Origin of the sequence: Streptomyces stelliscabiei (assembly GCF_014873495.1) — a bacterium.
Taxonomy (GTDB): domain Bacteria; phylum Actinomycetota; class Actinomycetes; order Streptomycetales; family Streptomycetaceae; genus Streptomyces; species Streptomyces bottropensis.
In genome coordinates, this window is the sequence record NZ_JADBGF010000001.1 from 5,990,628 (window position 1) to 6,007,259 (window position 16,632).

At 66.0% G+C, this 16,632-nt stretch carries 11 protein-coding genes and 3 rRNA genes; 11 read left to right on the forward strand and 3 right to left on the reverse strand.

What is annotated here, in order from left to right:
* Positions 1 to 333 precede the first annotated feature (333 nt).
* From H4687_RS26485 to H4687_RS26535, 11 genes are all read left to right on the forward strand, one after another.
* Positions 334 to 1,861 (forward strand): 16S ribosomal RNA (locus H4687_RS26485).
* Positions 1,862 to 2,176: 315 nt separating this feature from the next.
* A 23S ribosomal RNA gene (locus H4687_RS26490) occupies positions 2,177 to 5,299 on the forward strand.
* A gap of 89 nt (positions 5,300 to 5,388) precedes the next feature.
* Positions 5,389 to 5,505 (forward strand): 5S ribosomal RNA (gene rrf / locus H4687_RS26495).
* Together the 16S, 23S and 5S rRNA genes form the textbook arrangement of a ribosomal RNA operon.
* Positions 5,506 to 5,577: 72 nt before the next feature.
* Entirely contained in the window at positions 5,578 to 6,222 is a 645-nt protein-coding gene (locus tag H4687_RS26500; protein WP_046920319.1) for an HAD family hydrolase, read from the forward strand.
* Between the two features lie 54 nt (positions 6,223 to 6,276).
* Positions 6,277 to 7,494 carry an MFS transporter gene (locus H4687_RS26505; RefSeq protein WP_050398089.1) on the forward strand — a complete coding sequence of 406 codons (1,218 nt, stop codon included), beginning with the start codon at positions 6,277 to 6,279 and terminating at the stop codon, positions 7,492 to 7,494.
* The gene (locus H4687_RS26510; protein WP_046918879.1) at positions 7,445 to 8,620 is read left to right on the forward strand and encodes an acetoin utilization protein AcuC; all 1,176 of its coding nucleotides are present in this window, start codon (positions 7,445 to 7,447) and stop codon (positions 8,618 to 8,620) included. Before H4687_RS26505 ends, H4687_RS26510 begins: the two co-directional genes overlap by 50 nt.
* A gap of 227 nt (positions 8,621 to 8,847) precedes the next feature.
* Positions 8,848 to 9,663: a phosphatase gene (locus tag H4687_RS26515; RefSeq protein ID WP_046918193.1), complete on the forward strand. Its 816-nt coding sequence runs from the start codon at positions 8,848 to 8,850 to the stop codon at positions 9,661 to 9,663.
* 129 nt (positions 9,664 to 9,792) lie between these two features.
* Positions 9,793 to 10,005: a helix-turn-helix domain-containing protein gene (locus H4687_RS26520; protein WP_004984898.1), complete on the forward strand. Its 213-nt coding sequence runs from the start codon at positions 9,793 to 9,795 to the stop codon at positions 10,003 to 10,005.
* A 167-nt stretch (positions 10,006 to 10,172) separates the two neighbouring features.
* On the forward strand, positions 10,173 to 10,271 hold the full coding sequence (locus H4687_RS26525; protein WP_003948845.1) for a 30S ribosomal protein bS22: 99 nt from the start codon (positions 10,173 to 10,175) through the stop codon (positions 10,269 to 10,271).
* Between the two features lie 304 nt (positions 10,272 to 10,575).
* On the forward strand, positions 10,576 to 11,643 hold the full coding sequence (locus H4687_RS26530) for an NAD-dependent epimerase/dehydratase family protein (RefSeq protein WP_020113791.1): 1,068 nt from the start codon (positions 10,576 to 10,578) through the stop codon (positions 11,641 to 11,643).
* Between the two features lie 14 nt (positions 11,644 to 11,657).
* On the forward strand, positions 11,658 to 12,737 hold the full coding sequence (locus H4687_RS26535) for a lysophospholipid acyltransferase family protein (protein WP_046918185.1): 1,080 nt from the start codon (positions 11,658 to 11,660) through the stop codon (positions 12,735 to 12,737).
* 92 nt (positions 12,738 to 12,829) lie between these two features.
* Here the strand turns inward: H4687_RS26535 and H4687_RS26540 are convergent, their stop codons facing one another.
* The 3 genes from H4687_RS26540 to H4687_RS26550 all read right to left on the reverse strand — a co-directional run bounded on the left by H4687_RS26540 (position 12,830) and on the right by H4687_RS26550 (position 16,459).
* Positions 12,830 to 14,065 (reverse strand): DUF5667 domain-containing protein, encoded by a 1,236-nt coding sequence (locus tag H4687_RS26540; RefSeq protein WP_046918186.1) that lies wholly within the window; start codon positions 14,063 to 14,065, stop codon positions 12,830 to 12,832.
* A 296-nt stretch (positions 14,066 to 14,361) separates the two neighbouring features.
* Complete coding sequence (locus H4687_RS26545) at positions 14,362 to 15,138, reverse strand: ECF subfamily RNA polymerase sigma factor, BldN family (protein WP_020113793.1); 777 nt, start codon at positions 15,136 to 15,138, stop codon at positions 14,362 to 14,364.
* Positions 15,139 to 15,523: 385 nt separating this feature from the next.
* On the reverse strand, positions 15,524 to 16,459 hold the full coding sequence (locus H4687_RS26550) for an HAD family hydrolase (RefSeq protein WP_078531388.1): 936 nt from the start codon (positions 16,457 to 16,459) through the stop codon (positions 15,524 to 15,526).
* Positions 16,460 to 16,632: the final 173 nt, after the last annotated feature.

Here is a 16,632-nt window from a genome sequence, read left to right on the forward strand (position 1 = left end):
CGGAAAGGGAAACGCGAAAGCTGAAACCTGGAAAGCACCGAGGAAATCGGAGCCGGAAACGGTCTGATAGAGTCGGAAACGCAAGACCGAAGGGAAACTGCCCGGAGGAAAGCCCGAGAGTAGCTTGGGTGAGTACAAAGGAAGCGTCCGTTCCTTGAGAACTCAACAGCGTGCCAAAAATCAACGCCAGATATGTTGATACCCCGTCCGCCGGGCAGTGTTCCGGTGGTCGAGGTTCCTTTGAAACAAACACAGCGAGGACGCTGTGAACGGCCGGGCTTATTCCGCCTGGCTGTTCCGCTCTCGTGGTTTGCACCCGATTACGGGTACACATTCACGGAGAGTTTGATCCTGGCTCAGGACGAACGCTGGCGGCGTGCTTAACACATGCAAGTCGAACGATGAACCACTTCGGTGGGGATTAGTGGCGAACGGGTGAGTAACACGTGGGCAATCTGCCCTTCACTCTGGGACAAGCCCTGGAAACGGGGTCTAATACCGGATACAACCACTACAGGCATCTGTGGGTGGTGGAAAGCTCCGGCGGTGAAGGATGAGCCCGCGGCCTATCAGCTTGTTGGTGAGGTAACGGCTCACCAAGGCGACGACGGGTAGCCGGCCTGAGAGGGCGACCGGCCACACTGGGACTGAGACACGGCCCAGACTCCTACGGGAGGCAGCAGTGGGGAATATTGCACAATGGGCGAAAGCCTGATGCAGCGACGCCGCGTGAGGGATGACGGCCTTCGGGTTGTAAACCTCTTTCAGCAGGGAAGAAGCGAAAGTGACGGTACCTGCAGAAGAAGCGCCGGCTAACTACGTGCCAGCAGCCGCGGTAATACGTAGGGCGCGAGCGTTGTCCGGAATTATTGGGCGTAAAGAGCTCGTAGGCGGTCTGTCGCGTCGGATGTGAAAGCCCGGGGCTTAACCCCGGGTCTGCATTCGATACGGGCAGACTAGAGTGTGGTAGGGGAGATCGGAATTCCTGGTGTAGCGGTGAAATGCGCAGATATCAGGAGGAACACCGGTGGCGAAGGCGGATCTCTGGGCCATTACTGACGCTGAGGAGCGAAAGCGTGGGGAGCGAACAGGATTAGATACCCTGGTAGTCCACGCCGTAAACGGTGGGAACTAGGTGTTGGCGACATTCCACGTCGTCGGTGCCGCAGCTAACGCATTAAGTTCCCCGCCTGGGGAGTACGGCCGCAAGGCTAAAACTCAAAGGAATTGACGGGGGCCCGCACAAGCAGCGGAGCATGTGGCTTAATTCGACGCAACGCGAAGAACCTTACCAAGGCTTGACATCGCCCGGAAAGCATCAGAGATGGTGCCCCCCTTGTGGTCGGGTGACAGGTGGTGCATGGCTGTCGTCAGCTCGTGTCGTGAGATGTTGGGTTAAGTCCCGCAACGAGCGCAACCCTTGTTCTGTGTTGCCAGCATGCCCTTCGGGGTGATGGGGACTCACAGGAGACTGCCGGGGTCAACTCGGAGGAAGGTGGGGACGACGTCAAGTCATCATGCCCCTTATGTCTTGGGCTGCACACGTGCTACAATGGCAGGTACAATGAGCTGCGAAGCCGTGAGGCGGAGCGAATCTCAAAAAGCCTGTCTCAGTTCGGATTGGGGTCTGCAACTCGACCCCATGAAGTCGGAGTTGCTAGTAATCGCAGATCAGCATTGCTGCGGTGAATACGTTCCCGGGCCTTGTACACACCGCCCGTCACGTCACGAAAGTCGGTAACACCCGAAGCCGGTGGCCCAACCCCTTACGGGGAGGGAGCTGTCGAAGGTGGGACTGGCGATTGGGACGAAGTCGTAACAAGGTAGCCGTACCGGAAGGTGCGGCTGGATCACCTCCTTTCTAAGGAGCACTTCTACCGATCCCTTCGGGGTGAGGTCAGAGGCCAGATCATCAGCGAACGTCTGATGCTGGTTAGCTCATGGGTGGAACGTTGATTATTCGGCGTCTTGAGTCATCTCAGGCTGTGAGTACTGTCCTTTCGGGGGCGTGGAAAGCTGATCGGAGTGGTGAGGGATGCCGGGCACGCTGTTGGGTGTCTGAGGGTATGGCCGTATGGCTGCCTTCAGTGCCGGCCCCAGTGAACTCCGGTGGTTACCGGGGGTGATGGGTGGTTGGTCGTTGTTTGAGAACTGCACAGTGGACGCGAGCATCTGTGGCCAAGTTTTTAAGGGCGCACGGTGGATGCCTTGGCACCAGGAACCGATGAAGGACGTGGGAGGCCACGATAGTCCCCGGGGAGTCGTCAACCAGGCTTTGATCCGGGGGTTTCCGAATGGGGAAACCCGGCAGTCGTCATGGGCTGTCACCCTTGCCTGAACACATAGGGCAAGTGGAGGGAACGCGGGGAAGTGAAACATCTCAGTACCCGCAGGAAGAGAAAACAACCGTGATTCCGGGAGTAGTGGCGAGCGAAACCGGATGAGGCCAAACCGTATGCGTGTGAGACCCGGCAGGGGTTGCGTATACGGGGTTGTGGGATCTCTCTTCTGTCGTCTGCCGGCGACAGGACGAGTCAGAAACCGTTGATGTAGGCGAAGGACATGCGAAAGGTCCGGCGTAGAGGGTAAGACCCCCGTAGCTGAAACATTGACGGCTCGTTTGAGAGACACCCAAGTAGCACGGGGCCCGAGAAATCCCGTGTGAATCTGGCGGGACCACCCGCTAAGCCTAAATATTCCCTGGTGACCGATAGCGGATAGTACCGTGAGGGAATGGTGAAAAGTACCGCGGGAGCGGAGTGAAATAGTACCTGAAACCGTGTGCCTACAAGCCGTGGGAGCGTCGCGCATCAAGTTTACTTGGTGCGTCGTGACTGCGTGCCTTTTGAAGAATGAGCCTGCGAGTTTGCGGTGTGTTGCGAGGTTAACCCGAGTGGGGTAGCCGTAGCGAAAGCGAGTCCGAACAGGGCGTTTCAGTAGCACGCTCAAGACCCGAAGCGGAGTGATCTAGCCATGGGCAGGTTGAAGCGGAGGTAAGACTTCGTGGAGGACCGAACCCACCAGGGTTGAAAACCTGGGGGATGACCTGTGGTTAGGGGTGAAAGGCCAATCAAACTCCGTGATAGCTGGTTCTCCCCGAAATGCATTTAGGTGCAGCGTCGTGTGTTTCTTGCCGGAGGTAGAGCACTGGATAGGCGATGGGCCCTACCGGGTTACTGACCTTAGCCAAACTCCGAATGCCGGTAAGTGAGAGCACGGCAGTGAGACTGTGGGGGATAAGCTCCATGGTCGAGAGGGAAACAGCCCAGAGCATCGACTAAGGCCCCTAAGCGTACGCTAAGTGGGAAAGGATGTGGAGTCGCAGAGACAACCAGGAGGTTGGCTTAGAAGCAGCCACCCTTGAAAGAGTGCGTAATAGCTCACTGGTCTAGTGATTCCGCGCCGACAATGTAGCGGGGCTCAAGCGTACCGCCGAAGTCGTGTCATTCCAGCATTGAGGGCCAACGCCTGCTGGGATGGGTAGGGGAGCGTCGTGTGCCGGGTGAAGCAGCCGCGGAAGCGAGTTGTGGACGGTTCACGAGTGAGAATGCAGGCATGAGTAGCGATACAAACGTGAGAAACGTTTGCGCCGATTGACCAAGGGTTCCTGGGTCAAGCTGATCTGCCCAGGGTAAGTCGGGACCTAAGGCGAGGCCGACAGGCGTAGTCGATGGATAACCGGTTGATATTCCGGTACCCGCTGTGAAGCGTCAAACACTGAACCAGGCGATGCTAAGTCCGTGAAGCCGTTCCGGACCCTTCGGGGAAAGGAAAGTGGTGGAGCCGACGGACCAGACTTGTAGTAGGTGAGTGATGGGGTGACGCAGGAAGGTAGTCCATCCCGGGCGGTGGTTGTCCCGGGGTAAGGGTGTAGGCCGTGCGATAGGTAAATCCGTCGCACTTGTGGCTGAGACCTGATGCCGAGCCGATTGTGGTGAAGTGGATGATCCTATGCTGTCGAGAAAAGCCTCTAGCGAGTTTCATGGCGGCCCGTACCCTAAACCGACTCAGGTGGTCAGGTAGAGAATACCGAGGCGTTCGGGTGAACTATGGTTAAGGAACTCGGCAAAATGCCCCCGTAACTTCGGGAGAAGGGGGGCCATCACCGGTGATAGCACTTGCTGCTTGAGCTGGGGGTGGCCGCAGAGACCAGCGAGAAGCGACTGTTTACTAAAAACACAGGTCCGTGCGAAGCCGTAAGGCGATGTATACGGACTGACGCCTGCCCGGTGCTGGAACGTTAAGGGGACCGGTTAGTCACATTTCGGTGTGGCGAAGCTGAGAACTTAAGCGCCAGTAAACGGCGGTGGTAACTATAACCATCCTAAGGTAGCGAAATTCCTTGTCGGGTAAGTTCCGACCTGCACGAATGGCGTAACGACTTCTCGACTGTCTCAACCATAGGCCCGGTGAAATTGCACTACGAGTAAAGATGCTCGTTTCGCGCAGCAGGACGGAAAGACCCCGGGACCTTTACTACAGTTTGATATTGGTGTTCGGTTCGGCTTGTGTAGGATAGCTGGGAGACTGTGAAGCTCGGACGCCAGTTCGGGTGGAGTCGTCGTTGAAATACCAGTCTGGTCGTGCTGGATGTCTAACCTGGGTCCGTGATCCGGATCAGGGACAGTGTCTGATGGGTAGTTTAACTGGGGCGGTTGCCTCCTAAAGAGTAACGGAGGCGCCCAAAGGTTCCCTCAGCCTGGTTGGCAATCAGGTGGTGAGTGTAAGTGCACAAGGGAGCTTGACTGTGAGACCGACGGGTCGAGCAGGGACGAAAGTCGGGACTAGTGATCCGGCGGTGGCTTGTGGAAGCGCCGTCGCTCAACGGATAAAAGGTACCCCGGGGATAACAGGCTGATCTTCCCCAAGAGTCCATATCGACGGGATGGTTTGGCACCTCGATGTCGGCTCGTCGCATCCTGGGGCTGGAGTCGGTCCCAAGGGTTGGGCTGTTCGCCCATTAAAGCGGTACGCGAGCTGGGTTTAGAACGTCGTGAGACAGTTCGGTCCCTATCCGCTGCGCGCGCAGGAATATTGAGAAGGGCTGTCCCTAGTACGAGAGGACCGGGACGGACGAACCTCTGGTGTGCCAGTTGTTCTGCCAAGGGCATGGCTGGTTGGCTACGTTCGGGAGGGATAACCGCTGAAAGCATCTAAGCGGGAAGCCTGCTTCGAGATGAGTATTCCCACCCACTTGATGGGGTAAGGCTCCCAGTAGACGACTGGGTTGATAGGCCAGATATGGAAGCCTGGTAACGGGTGGAGTTGACTGGTACTAATAGGCCGAGGGCTTGTCCTCAGTTGCTCGCGTCCACTGTGTTGGTTCTGAAACCACGAACAACCCCATGCCATGGTCACGGTGTGGTGCGGTTGAGTGTTTCATAGTGTTTCGGTGGTCATAGCGTGAGGGAAACGCCCGGTTACATTCCGAACCCGGAAGCTAAGCCTTACAGCGCCGATGGTACTGCAGGGGGGACCCTGTGGGAGAGTAGGACGCCGCCGAACAAATATTGCGAAAACCCCCGCCGGGAAACCGGCGGGGGTTTTCTGCGTTTGGGCGTCGTTTAGGGTCGGAGCATGCGCTACGACCTCGTGATCTTCGACAATGACGGCGTTCTCGTCGACAGCGAGCCCATCTCCAACCGGCTCCTCGCCGAGTACCTCACCGAACTGGGTCACCCGACCTCGTACGAGGACTCCATCCGCGACTACATGGGGTCGGCCATGCACCGGGTTCACGACGTGGTGCTGGAGCGGACCGGGCAGAGCCTGCCGGGGGACTTCGACGACGTCTTCCACCAGCGGGTGTTCGCCGGGTTCGAGCGGGAGTTGGAGCCGGTGCCGGGTGTGGTCGCGGTGTTGGAGAAGCTGGTCGCGGACGGGGTGCCGTACTGCGTGGCGTCGTCCGGAAGCCATGAGCGGATCCGGGTGGGGCATCGCACGACCGGGCTCGACCGGTGGTTCGAGGAGGGGCTCGTGTTCAGTTCGCAGGATGTGGGGCGGGGCAAGCCGGCTCCGGACCTCTTCCTGCACGCGGCCGAGCGGATGGGTGTCGCCCCGGAGCGGTGTGCCGTCGTCGAGGACAGCCCTCTCGGGGTGCGGGCGGGGCTCGCGGCCGGGATGGATGTGTACGGGTATACGGCGATGACGCCCGCTGGGAAGCTGGCCGGAGCCAGGGGGTACTTTTCGGACATGGGAGAGCTGCTCGACCTGCTTAGTTGAGCAGTATTCAACTTCCTCTACCCATGAGTAGGCCGTGCCCCCTACTGTGCCGCCATGACAGATGTGCTGCGGCGCGGTCGGGCCGCGTTGGCGTTCAGCTTCTTCGCCCAGGGTGTCGCCTTCGCGCTGCTCGTGACGCGGATTCCGGCCATCCAGGACCGGTACGGGGTCTCCGACGCGCTGTTGCCCGCCTTCCTCGCCGCCGTGCCGGTCCTCGCCGGAGTCGGCAGTGTCTGCACCGAACATCTCGTGAAGAGGATTCCGCCGAGCCGGGTGCTCCGGTGGTCCCAGCCCGTCGTGCTCCTGGCGCTGCTCGGCGTGGGGGCGGGCGACCGGATGGTCGTCCTGGGTGCGTCGCTCGCGGCCTTCGGGCTGGCGGTCGGTGCGCTGGACGCGTCCATGAACATGCTCGGGGTGAGCCTGCAGCGGTCGTACGGGCGGAGCATCATGCTCGGCTTCCACGCCGTGTACAGCCTGGGTGGGATAGCCGGGGCCTCGCTGGCCTGGGTGGGGGCGCACTGGGATGTGGCGCTGCTGCCCCTGTACCTGCCGGTGGTGATCGCGCTGCTGCCGGCCGCCCTGGCGGCGAGCCGGTGGTACGTCGACGGGGGTGGCCCGGAGGACAAGGTCCCGACAGCCGCCGCGGAGGGTGGGAACGTCGCCTTCAAGCTGCTGCTGCCGCTCTGTCTGGTGATGTGCTTCGCGTACATCGGGGACTCGACCGTCTCCAACTGGAGTGCGAAGTATCTGCAGGACGTGCTCGGGAGTTCCGACCAGCTGTCGACCGTTCCGTACAACGTCTATATGGTCACCACGCTGATCGGGCGGTCCATCGGGGACCTCGGGGTGCGGAGGTTCGGGGCCGTGGCCGTCGTGCGGGCCGGTGCGGTGGTGGCGGCGGCCGGATTCGCCGTGGTGGCGGGGGCGCCGGGGGCCTGGGTGGGGATGCTCGGGTTCACACTGCTGGGGCTCGGGCTGTGTGTGCTGGTGCCGCAGACGTTCGCGGCGGCCGGGCGCCTGTTCCCCGGAGCTTCGGACGCGGCCGTCGCGCGGCTGAACATCTTCAACTATGTCGGTTTCCTGATCGGTTCTCCGTTGGTGGGGGCCCTGGGCGACCTCTGGAGCTATCGCGGGGCGATGCTCGTACCGATGGTTCTGGTGCTGGTGACGTTGGTGTACGCCCGGTCGTTCGAGACCGAACCGGACCGATACGGTGGCGGGCATGAGCGGCCGCGCACAGCTGATGTGGGACGAGGCAGTAACGGGCTATGACTTCGGTCCGGACCATCCGATGGATCCGGTCCGGCTGGCGCTGACCCGGAGCCTGGTGAGCGCCTTCGGGCTCGACCGGGAGATGGACGTCGTCTCGGCGAAGCCGGCGGGGGAGTCGACCCTGCGGCTCGTGCATCGCGAGGACTATGTGGCGGCGGTCAGGGCCGCGTCGGCCGATCCCCGGGGCGCGGACGGGGCGTACGGGCTCGGGACCGTGGACGATCCGGCCTTCGCCGGGATGCACGAGGTGTCCGCGCTGATCGCGGGGCAGTCGGTCGGGGCGGCGGAGGCCGTGTGGCGCGGGGACGCGCTGCACGCGGTGAACTTCGCGGGCGGGCTGCACCACGCGATGCCCGGTGGCGCGTCGGGGTTCTGTATCTACAACGACGCGTCGATCGCCATCGCCCGGCTGCTGGAGCTGGGAGCGGAGCGGGTCGCGTACGTGGATGTCGACGTGCACCACGGGGACGGGGTGCAGGCGGCGTTCTGGGAGGACCCGCGGGTGCTGACCATCTCGCTGCACGAACATCCCCGGACCCTGTTCCCGCAGACCGGGTGGCCGGAGGAGACGGGGGCCTCGCCGAGCGCGGAGGGGTCGGCCGTGAACGTGGCGCTGCCGGCGGGGACCGGGGACGCCGGGTGGGTGCGGGCGTTCCACGCGGTGGTACCGGAGCTGATCGCGGACTTCCGGCCCCAGGTGCTGGTGACCCAGCACGGGGCCGACACGCACTTCGAGGACCCGCTGGCGCACCTGGCGGTGTCGCTGGACGCGCAGCGGGCGGTGCAGGTGGCGTTGCACGAGCTGGCCCATGAGCACGCCGACGGGCGGTGGGTCGCGCTCGGCGGGGGCGGGTACGCGGTGGTGGAGGTGGTGCCGCGGTCGTGGACGCATCTGGTGGCGATCGCGGCGGGGCGGGAGATCGCGCCGGAGAGTGTGATCCCCGAGGAGTGGCGGCAGCAGGTGTTCGCCCGGACGCGGCAGCTGGCGCCGGCGCGGATGACCGACGGGCGGTGGCCGGTGAAGTGGGCCGGGTGGGAGGCCGGGTACGACCCCGCCGATCGGTTGGATCAGGCGGTGCTGGCCGCGCGGAAGGCTGTGTTTCCGTTGCGGGGGTTGTTGCCTTAGGAATTCTCTTCGCCCCCGCCGCCCCTACCCGTCCCCTTCTCCAGGGGGCTGCGCGCCCCCGTCGCCCCCCGTCAAAGACTTCGGGGCTCCGCCCCGGACCCCGTTCGCGCAGTCCCCGCGCCCCTGGGACGCGTAGTTCCCCGCGCCCCTGGGAGGGGTTACGCCAACTGTGTGGTGGGGCGGGGGTTTTCGGGGTGGCGGGGCGGGCGGTGCGTCAGCATCGGGGCGTGGTGAGTGGCGCGGCGTTGCGGGAGCATCTGGTGGCCTGCGGGCTCGCGGGGCGGGTCGCCACCGCCCGGGAGGCGAGTCTGCGGAGTTATCGGTTGTTCGCGGCCCGGGACCCTCGGTTTCTGATCGGACTTGATCCCGAACTGTCCTGGCGGCAGCGGGATGTGCTCGATCTGATGGCGGAGAAGTGTGGTGTTTCGGCCGATCCGGGGTGCACCTCAGGGCAGGATGTCATTGACCCCGAGCGCACGATGGGTGCGCTGGACCGCTTCGCGGAACGCGTCGCGGCGGTCGCTCGCCGTGGTGGGACGGTCCTCTTCGGGACCGGGCACCCGCATCGGCTGATCGGTTTCTACGGCGCGTTGGCAGACGCCATGTCGGCGGCAGGATGTGAGGTTCTCACCCCAGCGACGGGTAGACGTGTCGACATAACGACCCGGTTCGGTCTACGCACGCACCATCTCGACTACGTACGAGGCGTCGCCGTCGTCCGTGAGGCGCCCGCCCTGCGCTCCGGTTGTGCGACCGGCGTGCACACCCACTCACCGCTCCCGGTTCGGACGGTTCTGGCGGCCGCGGCGGAGGCCGGCGGGCCGCTCCCGGAGCTCGTCGTGGGAGACCACGGATGGGTCTGCGGGGCAGGTCAGCTGGGGTTCGAGGCGATCGGGCTCGCCGACACGGACGATCCGGCTCTCTTCGTGGGCGAGAGGGAGGGGCGGGTGTCCGTCGCCGTTCCACTTGATGACGGTGTGCGGTCCGCTTACTACCGACCACTGACCCGCTACGTACTCAATCGGGCGTGTCTGTCACAGTAGGCCGCCGATGGCATCCCCTCTTCCCCACTCGCATCACCCGCCCCTACATTGGGGAGTGAGCACGCAACGACGAAGAGTCACCGGAAGGGGAAGCCGGTGACCGTCGAGTGCGGAAGGTTCAGGTGTGTCATGGCTGCAGCTGGCGAGAGGCCTCTGAACGAGGTTCAGTTCCTGACCGTGGCGGAAGTCGCCTCGGTGATGCGAGTGTCGAAGATGACCGTGTACCGCTTGGTGCACAGCGGTCATCTGCCGGCGATCCGGGTGGGCAGGTCCTTCCGGGTGCCGGAGCAAGCGGTACATGAGTACCTCCGCGAGAGTTATGTGGGGGTGGAGACGGCCTGACGGCCATCGGGGCAGAGGGGCTTCCGGAGGACCTGCGGTACCTCCGGGATCCCCCCGCTCCCCCTCGATTACGACCTCAGCGCTCGGACCGGTAGGCTGGCCCCTCGTAGGTCGTATGGGCCCATGGCGCCCAAACGCCGAGTGATGAGAAGTGAGCGAGGGTAGTCGTGGGCTCTGTTATCAAGAAGCGGCGCAAGCGGATGGCTAAGAAGAAGCACCGCAAGCTGCTCAAGCGCACCCGCGTTCAGCGTCGCAACAAGAAGTAAGGCGGTCCGGCCCCGGTAACGGGGTCCTGGCCGGCCCCCCTCGCGTAAGGGGGCCGCACGCCTTGCTTTCTTGCGCGAGTGCTGTTGAGAGCGCGTTGCTGTGGCCCTCCACCGAATGCGGTGGGGGGCCACGGTGTTTTCGCCGCCCAGTTTTCGCCGTCCCTTGTTTTTGCCGGTCATTGACGGGGTCGCGGTCACCACACCGCAACATCGAACCGCTAACGTGGCCGCACACGGGGAACGCGGCAGAGTACGAGCAGAGTTACGCCTGTGTGAGCGGACGTCTGGAAGGAAGGCGCTGATCTTGGGAAAGGTCGTGCTCGTCACCGGGGTGGCCCGTCAGCTGGGGGGCCGTTTCGTGCGGCGGATCCAGCGTGACCCGCAGGTCGACCGGGTCATCGCGGTCGACGCGGTGCCGCCGGGACATCATCTGGGCGGCGCGGACTTCGTGCAGGCCGACATCAGGCAGCCGGCCATAGCCCGTCTGCTGGCCGAGCACAACGTGGACACCGTGGTGCACATGGACGTCACGGGCACCCCGCTGGGCAGTGGCGGCCGGGCCACGCTCAAGGAGACCAACGTCATCGGCACCATGCAGCTGCTCGGTGCCTGCCAGAAGTCCCCGCTGGTCAAGCGGCTGGTCGTGAAGTCCAGTACGAACGTGTACGGGTCCGCGCCGCGCGACCCGGCCGTGTTCACCGAGACGATGCCGCCCAAGTCGCTGCCCAGCGGCGGCTTCGCCAAGGACACCGTCGAGGTCGAGGGGTACGTACGCGGGTTCGCCCGGCGGCGGCCCGACGTGGCCGTGTGCGTGCTGCGGTTCGCGAACATCCTCGGGCCGAGCGCGGATTCCCCGCTCGCCTCGTACTTCTCGCTCCCGGTGCTGCCGACCGTGCTGGGCTACGACCCGCGGCTGCAGTTCGTGCACGAGGACGACGTCATCGAGGTGCTGCGGATCGCCTCGCACGAGCCGGCGCGGGGCACGCTCAACAGCGGCACGTTCAACATCGCGGGTGACGGCGTCCTGCTGCTCTCGCAGTGCGCGCGGCGCCTCGGCCGGCCGACGGTGCCGCTGCTGATGCCGGCGGTCAGCTGGGTCGGTTCGATGGTCCGCACGCTGGGCTTCACCGACTTCTCGCCGGAGCAGCTGCGGCTGCTGACCCACGGGCGGGTCGTGTCGACGAACCAGATGCGCGAGACGCTCGGCTACCGGGCCAGATACACGACCGCGGAGACCTTCGCCGACTTCGCCCGCAGCAGGGGCCCCGGCCTCCTGCCCCCGGAGGCCCTCGCTGGGGCCATCGACCGGATCGCCGCCCTGCCCGTGCCCACGCCGGTCGGCGGCCACCCCCCGACGCAGAGCGCCAACTGAGGAGCGCATCAACGATGGCGGATGCCAAGGTCATTCCGTTCGACGACGACCGGACGCGTGGGGGCGCCGTGCAGCGCCCGCCGCGCCGGCGGAGTACGGGGAGCCGGCGCAAGGGCGACAACGCGGTCGTCCGGGATGTTCGTGAATCCGGCGAGGTCCAGGCCCTCCCCGGACGGCCGACCAGCACCGATGATGTTCCTGTGACACGGGAGAAGCCGGAGCCGCCTCAAGAGGCCGCCGAGGCACAGGACGGCAGCGGCCTGGAGCGCCGGATCGCGGGCGGTCTCGCGTTCCTGCGCAAGCGGCTCACCGGTGACTACGAGGTCGACGACTTCGGCTACGACGCCGAACTCACCGACCAGGTGCTGATGTCCCTGCTGCGGCCGGTGTACGAGAAGTACTTCCGGGTCGAGGTGAAGGGCATCGAGAACATCCCGACGGACGGCGGCGCCCTGATCGTCTCCAACCACTCGGGGACGCTGCCGCTGGACGGCCTGATGATGCAGGTCGCCGTGCACGACAACCACCCCACCGGGCGGCATCTGCGGCTGCTCGCGGCGGACCTGGTCTTCATGCTGCCGGTGGTCAACGAGCTGGCCCGCAAGCTCGGCCACACCCTCGCGTGCGCGGAGGACGCCTCACGGCTGCTGCAGCAGGGCGAGCTGGTCGGGGTCATGCCGGAGGGCTTCAAGGGCCTCGGCAAGCCCTTCGGTGACCGCTACAAGCTGCAGCGCTTCGGCCGCGGCGGCTTCGTCTCCACCGCCCTGCGTGCCGGTACGCCGATCATCCCGTGCTCGATCGTGGGCGCGGAGGAGATCTACCCGATGATCGGGAACTCGAAGACGATCGCCCGGCTGCTGGGCTTCCCGTACTTCCCGATCACGCCGACGTTCCCGTTGCTCGGTCCGCTGGGCGCGGTGCCGCTGCCGACGAAGTGGACGATCCAGTTCGGCGAGCCGATCCCGACGGACGGGTATCCGCCGGAGGCGGCCGAGGACCCGATGCTGATGTTCAACCTGACGGACCAGGTGCGGGAGCAGATCCAGCACACCCTGTACAAGCTGCTGGTGCAGCGACGGTCGGTGTTCTTCTAGCCGTCGCCTGACTGTCGCGGCGGCTGGACACGGCGGTGGACACGACGGTGGGGCGCCCTTCTTCGGGAAGGGCGCCCCACCGTCGTACGGGGTCAGTCGCTGTTCTGGCCGTCGATGCCCAGGCCCGGGAGGAGGCCCGGGAGGAGGGGCGGGAGGGTGACGTCGGGCTGTTCGGCCTCGGTGGACCTGCCGGTGGACGGGGAGGTGCTGGCGGTGTCCTGCTGGGGCGGGTCGAGGAGGCCGCCGGTGGTGCCGCCGACGAGTCCTTCGCCGCCGCCGTCCGAGGTGGACGGCTTCGGTTTGCCGGTGGTGTCCTCGCTGTCGCCGCCGACGGAACCGCCGGTGGCGCTCGGGGCCGGGTGGCCGGGGTCGGTGGTGTCGGGTGTGCCGGAGCCCGTGGAGCGCTGCCGGCCGTCGCCGCCCGGGGTGGGGGGCGGGGGCAGGAGCGACGAGTGCGGGGCGACCTCGTCGTCTATGGCGTCGAAGACCGACGAGACCTGCCGGCTCACGTCTCCGAGCTGCACGGGCAGCCGGTCGCGCAGGGCGCCCCAGGCCTCGCGGTGGGACCGGGAGAACGCCGAGAGGGCTCGGATGGGGCCCAGGGACTCCGGATCTCGCTCGTAGGCCTCGTGGAGCAACCGGTGACCCTCGGAGGCGTCGTGCCGCATCCCGGTGAGGGCGCGGCGGATCTCGCCGAGGGACTCGTGGTCGAGCTGTCCGCCCCGGCCCCGCTCCATGAGGCGGCGGGCCTCGCCGAGACGGGTCGACGCCTGGTCCAGGTAGAGCCGGCCCCGGTCGTCGGTGTCGTCGGCCAGGGTGAGCTTCACGTCCTCGATGCCGCGCTTGAGGCCGTAGAGCGAGTCACCGGGCAGGGCGTCCGAGCTGGCGGCTGCCACGCCGCCGAAGGCGCTCGCGGCCACGCCGACGCTGAGCCCGCCGGCGGCGAGCCCCTTCGTCAGGCGGGACCGTGGTCGCAGCTTGCCCAGCGGACTTGCCCGGTGCGCGCCCCGCGCCTTGCCCGATCGCTGTTCGGGCACCGAAGGGTCCGACGCCTCGCGCCCCGGCAGCGTGCCGTCCCGCAGCATGGCTTCCATCGCGGCCACCAACTGCGCGCGATGGACGACCTTGACCTCGGGGTCGAGCACTGGCTTGGGCAGCTCGTCGAGACCGGTGGTGAGGGCCAGCATGTGGTCCTGCTCGGTCTGGCGCGCTGCCGGGGCCGGTGCCGATCCCTCGGGCCGCTCGGCCGCCGTGCCCCGGTCGGACAGCTCCTCCAGGGCCTGGGCGAAGGCGTTCGCCCGCCGGTGCGCCGATACGTTCGCGATCACTGGCGGCACCTCCTCTCGTCATGACGGTCGACTCCCCAGGGGGTCCTGAGGGTTGCACGTCCCTGGCCGGTGCACACGATCGAGTGATCGGTGTCGGCCAGGCGCGACCACAGGGAGCCTGTATCCCGCACAACGAGCGGCGTGGCACTTGGGTTACGGACGGCGGATGATCGGGCGGGGAAGTCAACGGACTTTGACAGCGGGTGAGTTGAGGATCGCGGAGCGTGCGCGAATCGGCGCGCCGGGCGCGGGTGTCGCTCAGCGGGTGGCCGTCCCGGTCGGCGGGGTCGGCGGGGTCAGCGGGCGTCGTCCGGGAGGAGGCGGGCGAGGGTGCGGACCGCGCGGTACTGGAGGGTCTTGATCGCGCCCTCGTTCTTGCCCATGACCCGGGCGGTCTCGGCGACGGAGAGGCCCTGCAGGAAGCGGAGCGTGACGCACTCCTGCTGCTGGGGGTTGAGGCGGCGTACGGCTTCGAGGAGGGCCGCGTTGGAGAGGGACTCCAGGACGGAGTCCTCGGGGGAGCGCTCGACCTCGTTGGCGTCGAGCATCTCGCCGGTGGTGACCTCCAGCCGGAAACGGCTGGACTTGAAGTGGTCGGCCACCAGGTTGCGGGCGATCGTCACCAGCCAGGCGCCGAAGTCGCGGCCCTGCCAGGTGAACGTGCCGATGCGCCGCAGGGCGCGCAGGAACGTCTCGCTGGTGAGGTCCTCGGCGGTCGCCTTGCCGCCGACGCGGTAGTAGATGTAGCGGTAGACCGTGTCGCTGTACTGGTCGTACAGGCGACCGAAGGCGTCGGCCTCGCCGGACTGGGCGCGTTCGACGAGGTCCATCATGCGGGCGCTGTCGCTGTCCGCGGCGGGACGGCGGGTGGTCGTGGCGGTGGATCCCGAACGGCCTCGTCTGCCTACCGCCGCGCTGCCGTCGGCCAGTGCGTAGCACGGGCCGACGGGCGCGGCGGAGGTGGCGAGGGCGGGGACGGCGTACGCGGTGGGGACGAAGCCGCGCAACAGTTGGTTGACCGTCGCGCGCAGCGTAGCCAGGCCCGAGGCGTCAACCCCGACGTGTGGGTACACGGGACTCCCAGAGGCAGAGCTTCCATCACGTGCAGTGCGGAACCTTTCACCCGTCGTAGCGACGGAGGGGTACCGGTTTGCGTTTGAGGAGAATAACGCTTCGTGCAGGCACTGCTACACCCAGTTGCTCAAATCATCGATTACGTCGCTTCTGTTACTGATTGACGGCTGCTCAAGTGCAGGTCCGTGATCGGTTGTTGATCGATTGGGTTCGTGTTCCGTCTGGGTGTGGGGCGTGTTGTGGTCGGGTGCGGACGGCGTGACTGAGGGGGGTGGAGTGGGGGTAGGACCGCTGGAATGCGCTGGCCGCGGGCCCGACGCACGAACGCCGGAGGGGCTGGTCTCCCAGCCCCTCCGGCGTTCGAAGAACGACAGACAGTTCAGTTCAGCGGCGACGGCGGTGCAGGGCGATCGCGGCCACCGTGCCGCCGGCCACCGCGCCCACGCCCGCCGCCGCGGGGAGGCCGACCTTGGCGGCCTTGCGGGCGGTGCGGTAGTCCCGCAGCCGCCAGTCCATGTCCCGGGCGTGCCTGCGGAGTTTGCTGTCGGGGTTGATGGCGTACGGGTGACCCACGAGCGACAGCATCGGGATGTCGTTGTGGGAGTCGCTGTACGCGGCGCAGCGCGAGAGGTCGAGGCTCTCCGCGGTGGCCAGGGCGCGTACGGCCTCGGCCTTGGCGGGACCGTGCAGCGGCTCTCCGACCAGCTTGCCGGTGTACACGCCGTCGACGGACTCGGCGACCGTGCCCAGGGCGCCGGTCAGGCCTAGGCGGCGGGCGATCACCTGGGCGATCTCCACCGGCGCGGCCGTGACGAGCCAGACCTTCTGGCCGGCGTCGAGGTGCGCCTGGGCCAGGGCGCGGGTGCCCGGCCAGATGCGCTCGGCCATGTACTCGTCGTAGATCTCCTCGCCGATGATCGTCAGTTCGGCGACGCGGTGGCCCTGGACGATGGAGAGCGCGGAGTTCTGGGCGTCCTGCATGTGCTCGGGGTCCTCGGATCCCGCCAGCCGGAACCACGCCTGCTGCCACGCGAATCGGGCGAGGTCGCGGGTCTCGAAGAACTTCCGCTTGTACAGGCCGCGGCCGAAGTGGAAGAGCGAGGCGCCCTGCATGACGGTGTTGTCGAGGTCGAAGAACGCGGCGGCCCTGTCGTCGCCGAGGACCGGGAACACCGGTTCCTGGACGGCGTCGGGTGCGGGGGAGATGTCCTCCAACTCCTGGGAGGACTTGCGCGCTGCCTCCGCAGAGGCCTCGCCTGCCAAAACGCTCCGCGCCGTGGCGGAGCGCCTACGGGGAGTGAGCCATCCGAGAGCGGCCATGTCGTGAGCATAGCCAGTCTGTTCGGTGGTTCCGGAGTCCCGAGGTTTGCGGGATGTGAACTCTCCGCGACCGTGTCGTCGAAGAAGGGACGCGGACGGCGTGTCCCGGTATGGAACGGGGCGTGACCGGTGGGGAAAAGAGCAGGTCGTGCGCTGTGTGGTGAGGAGGAGGT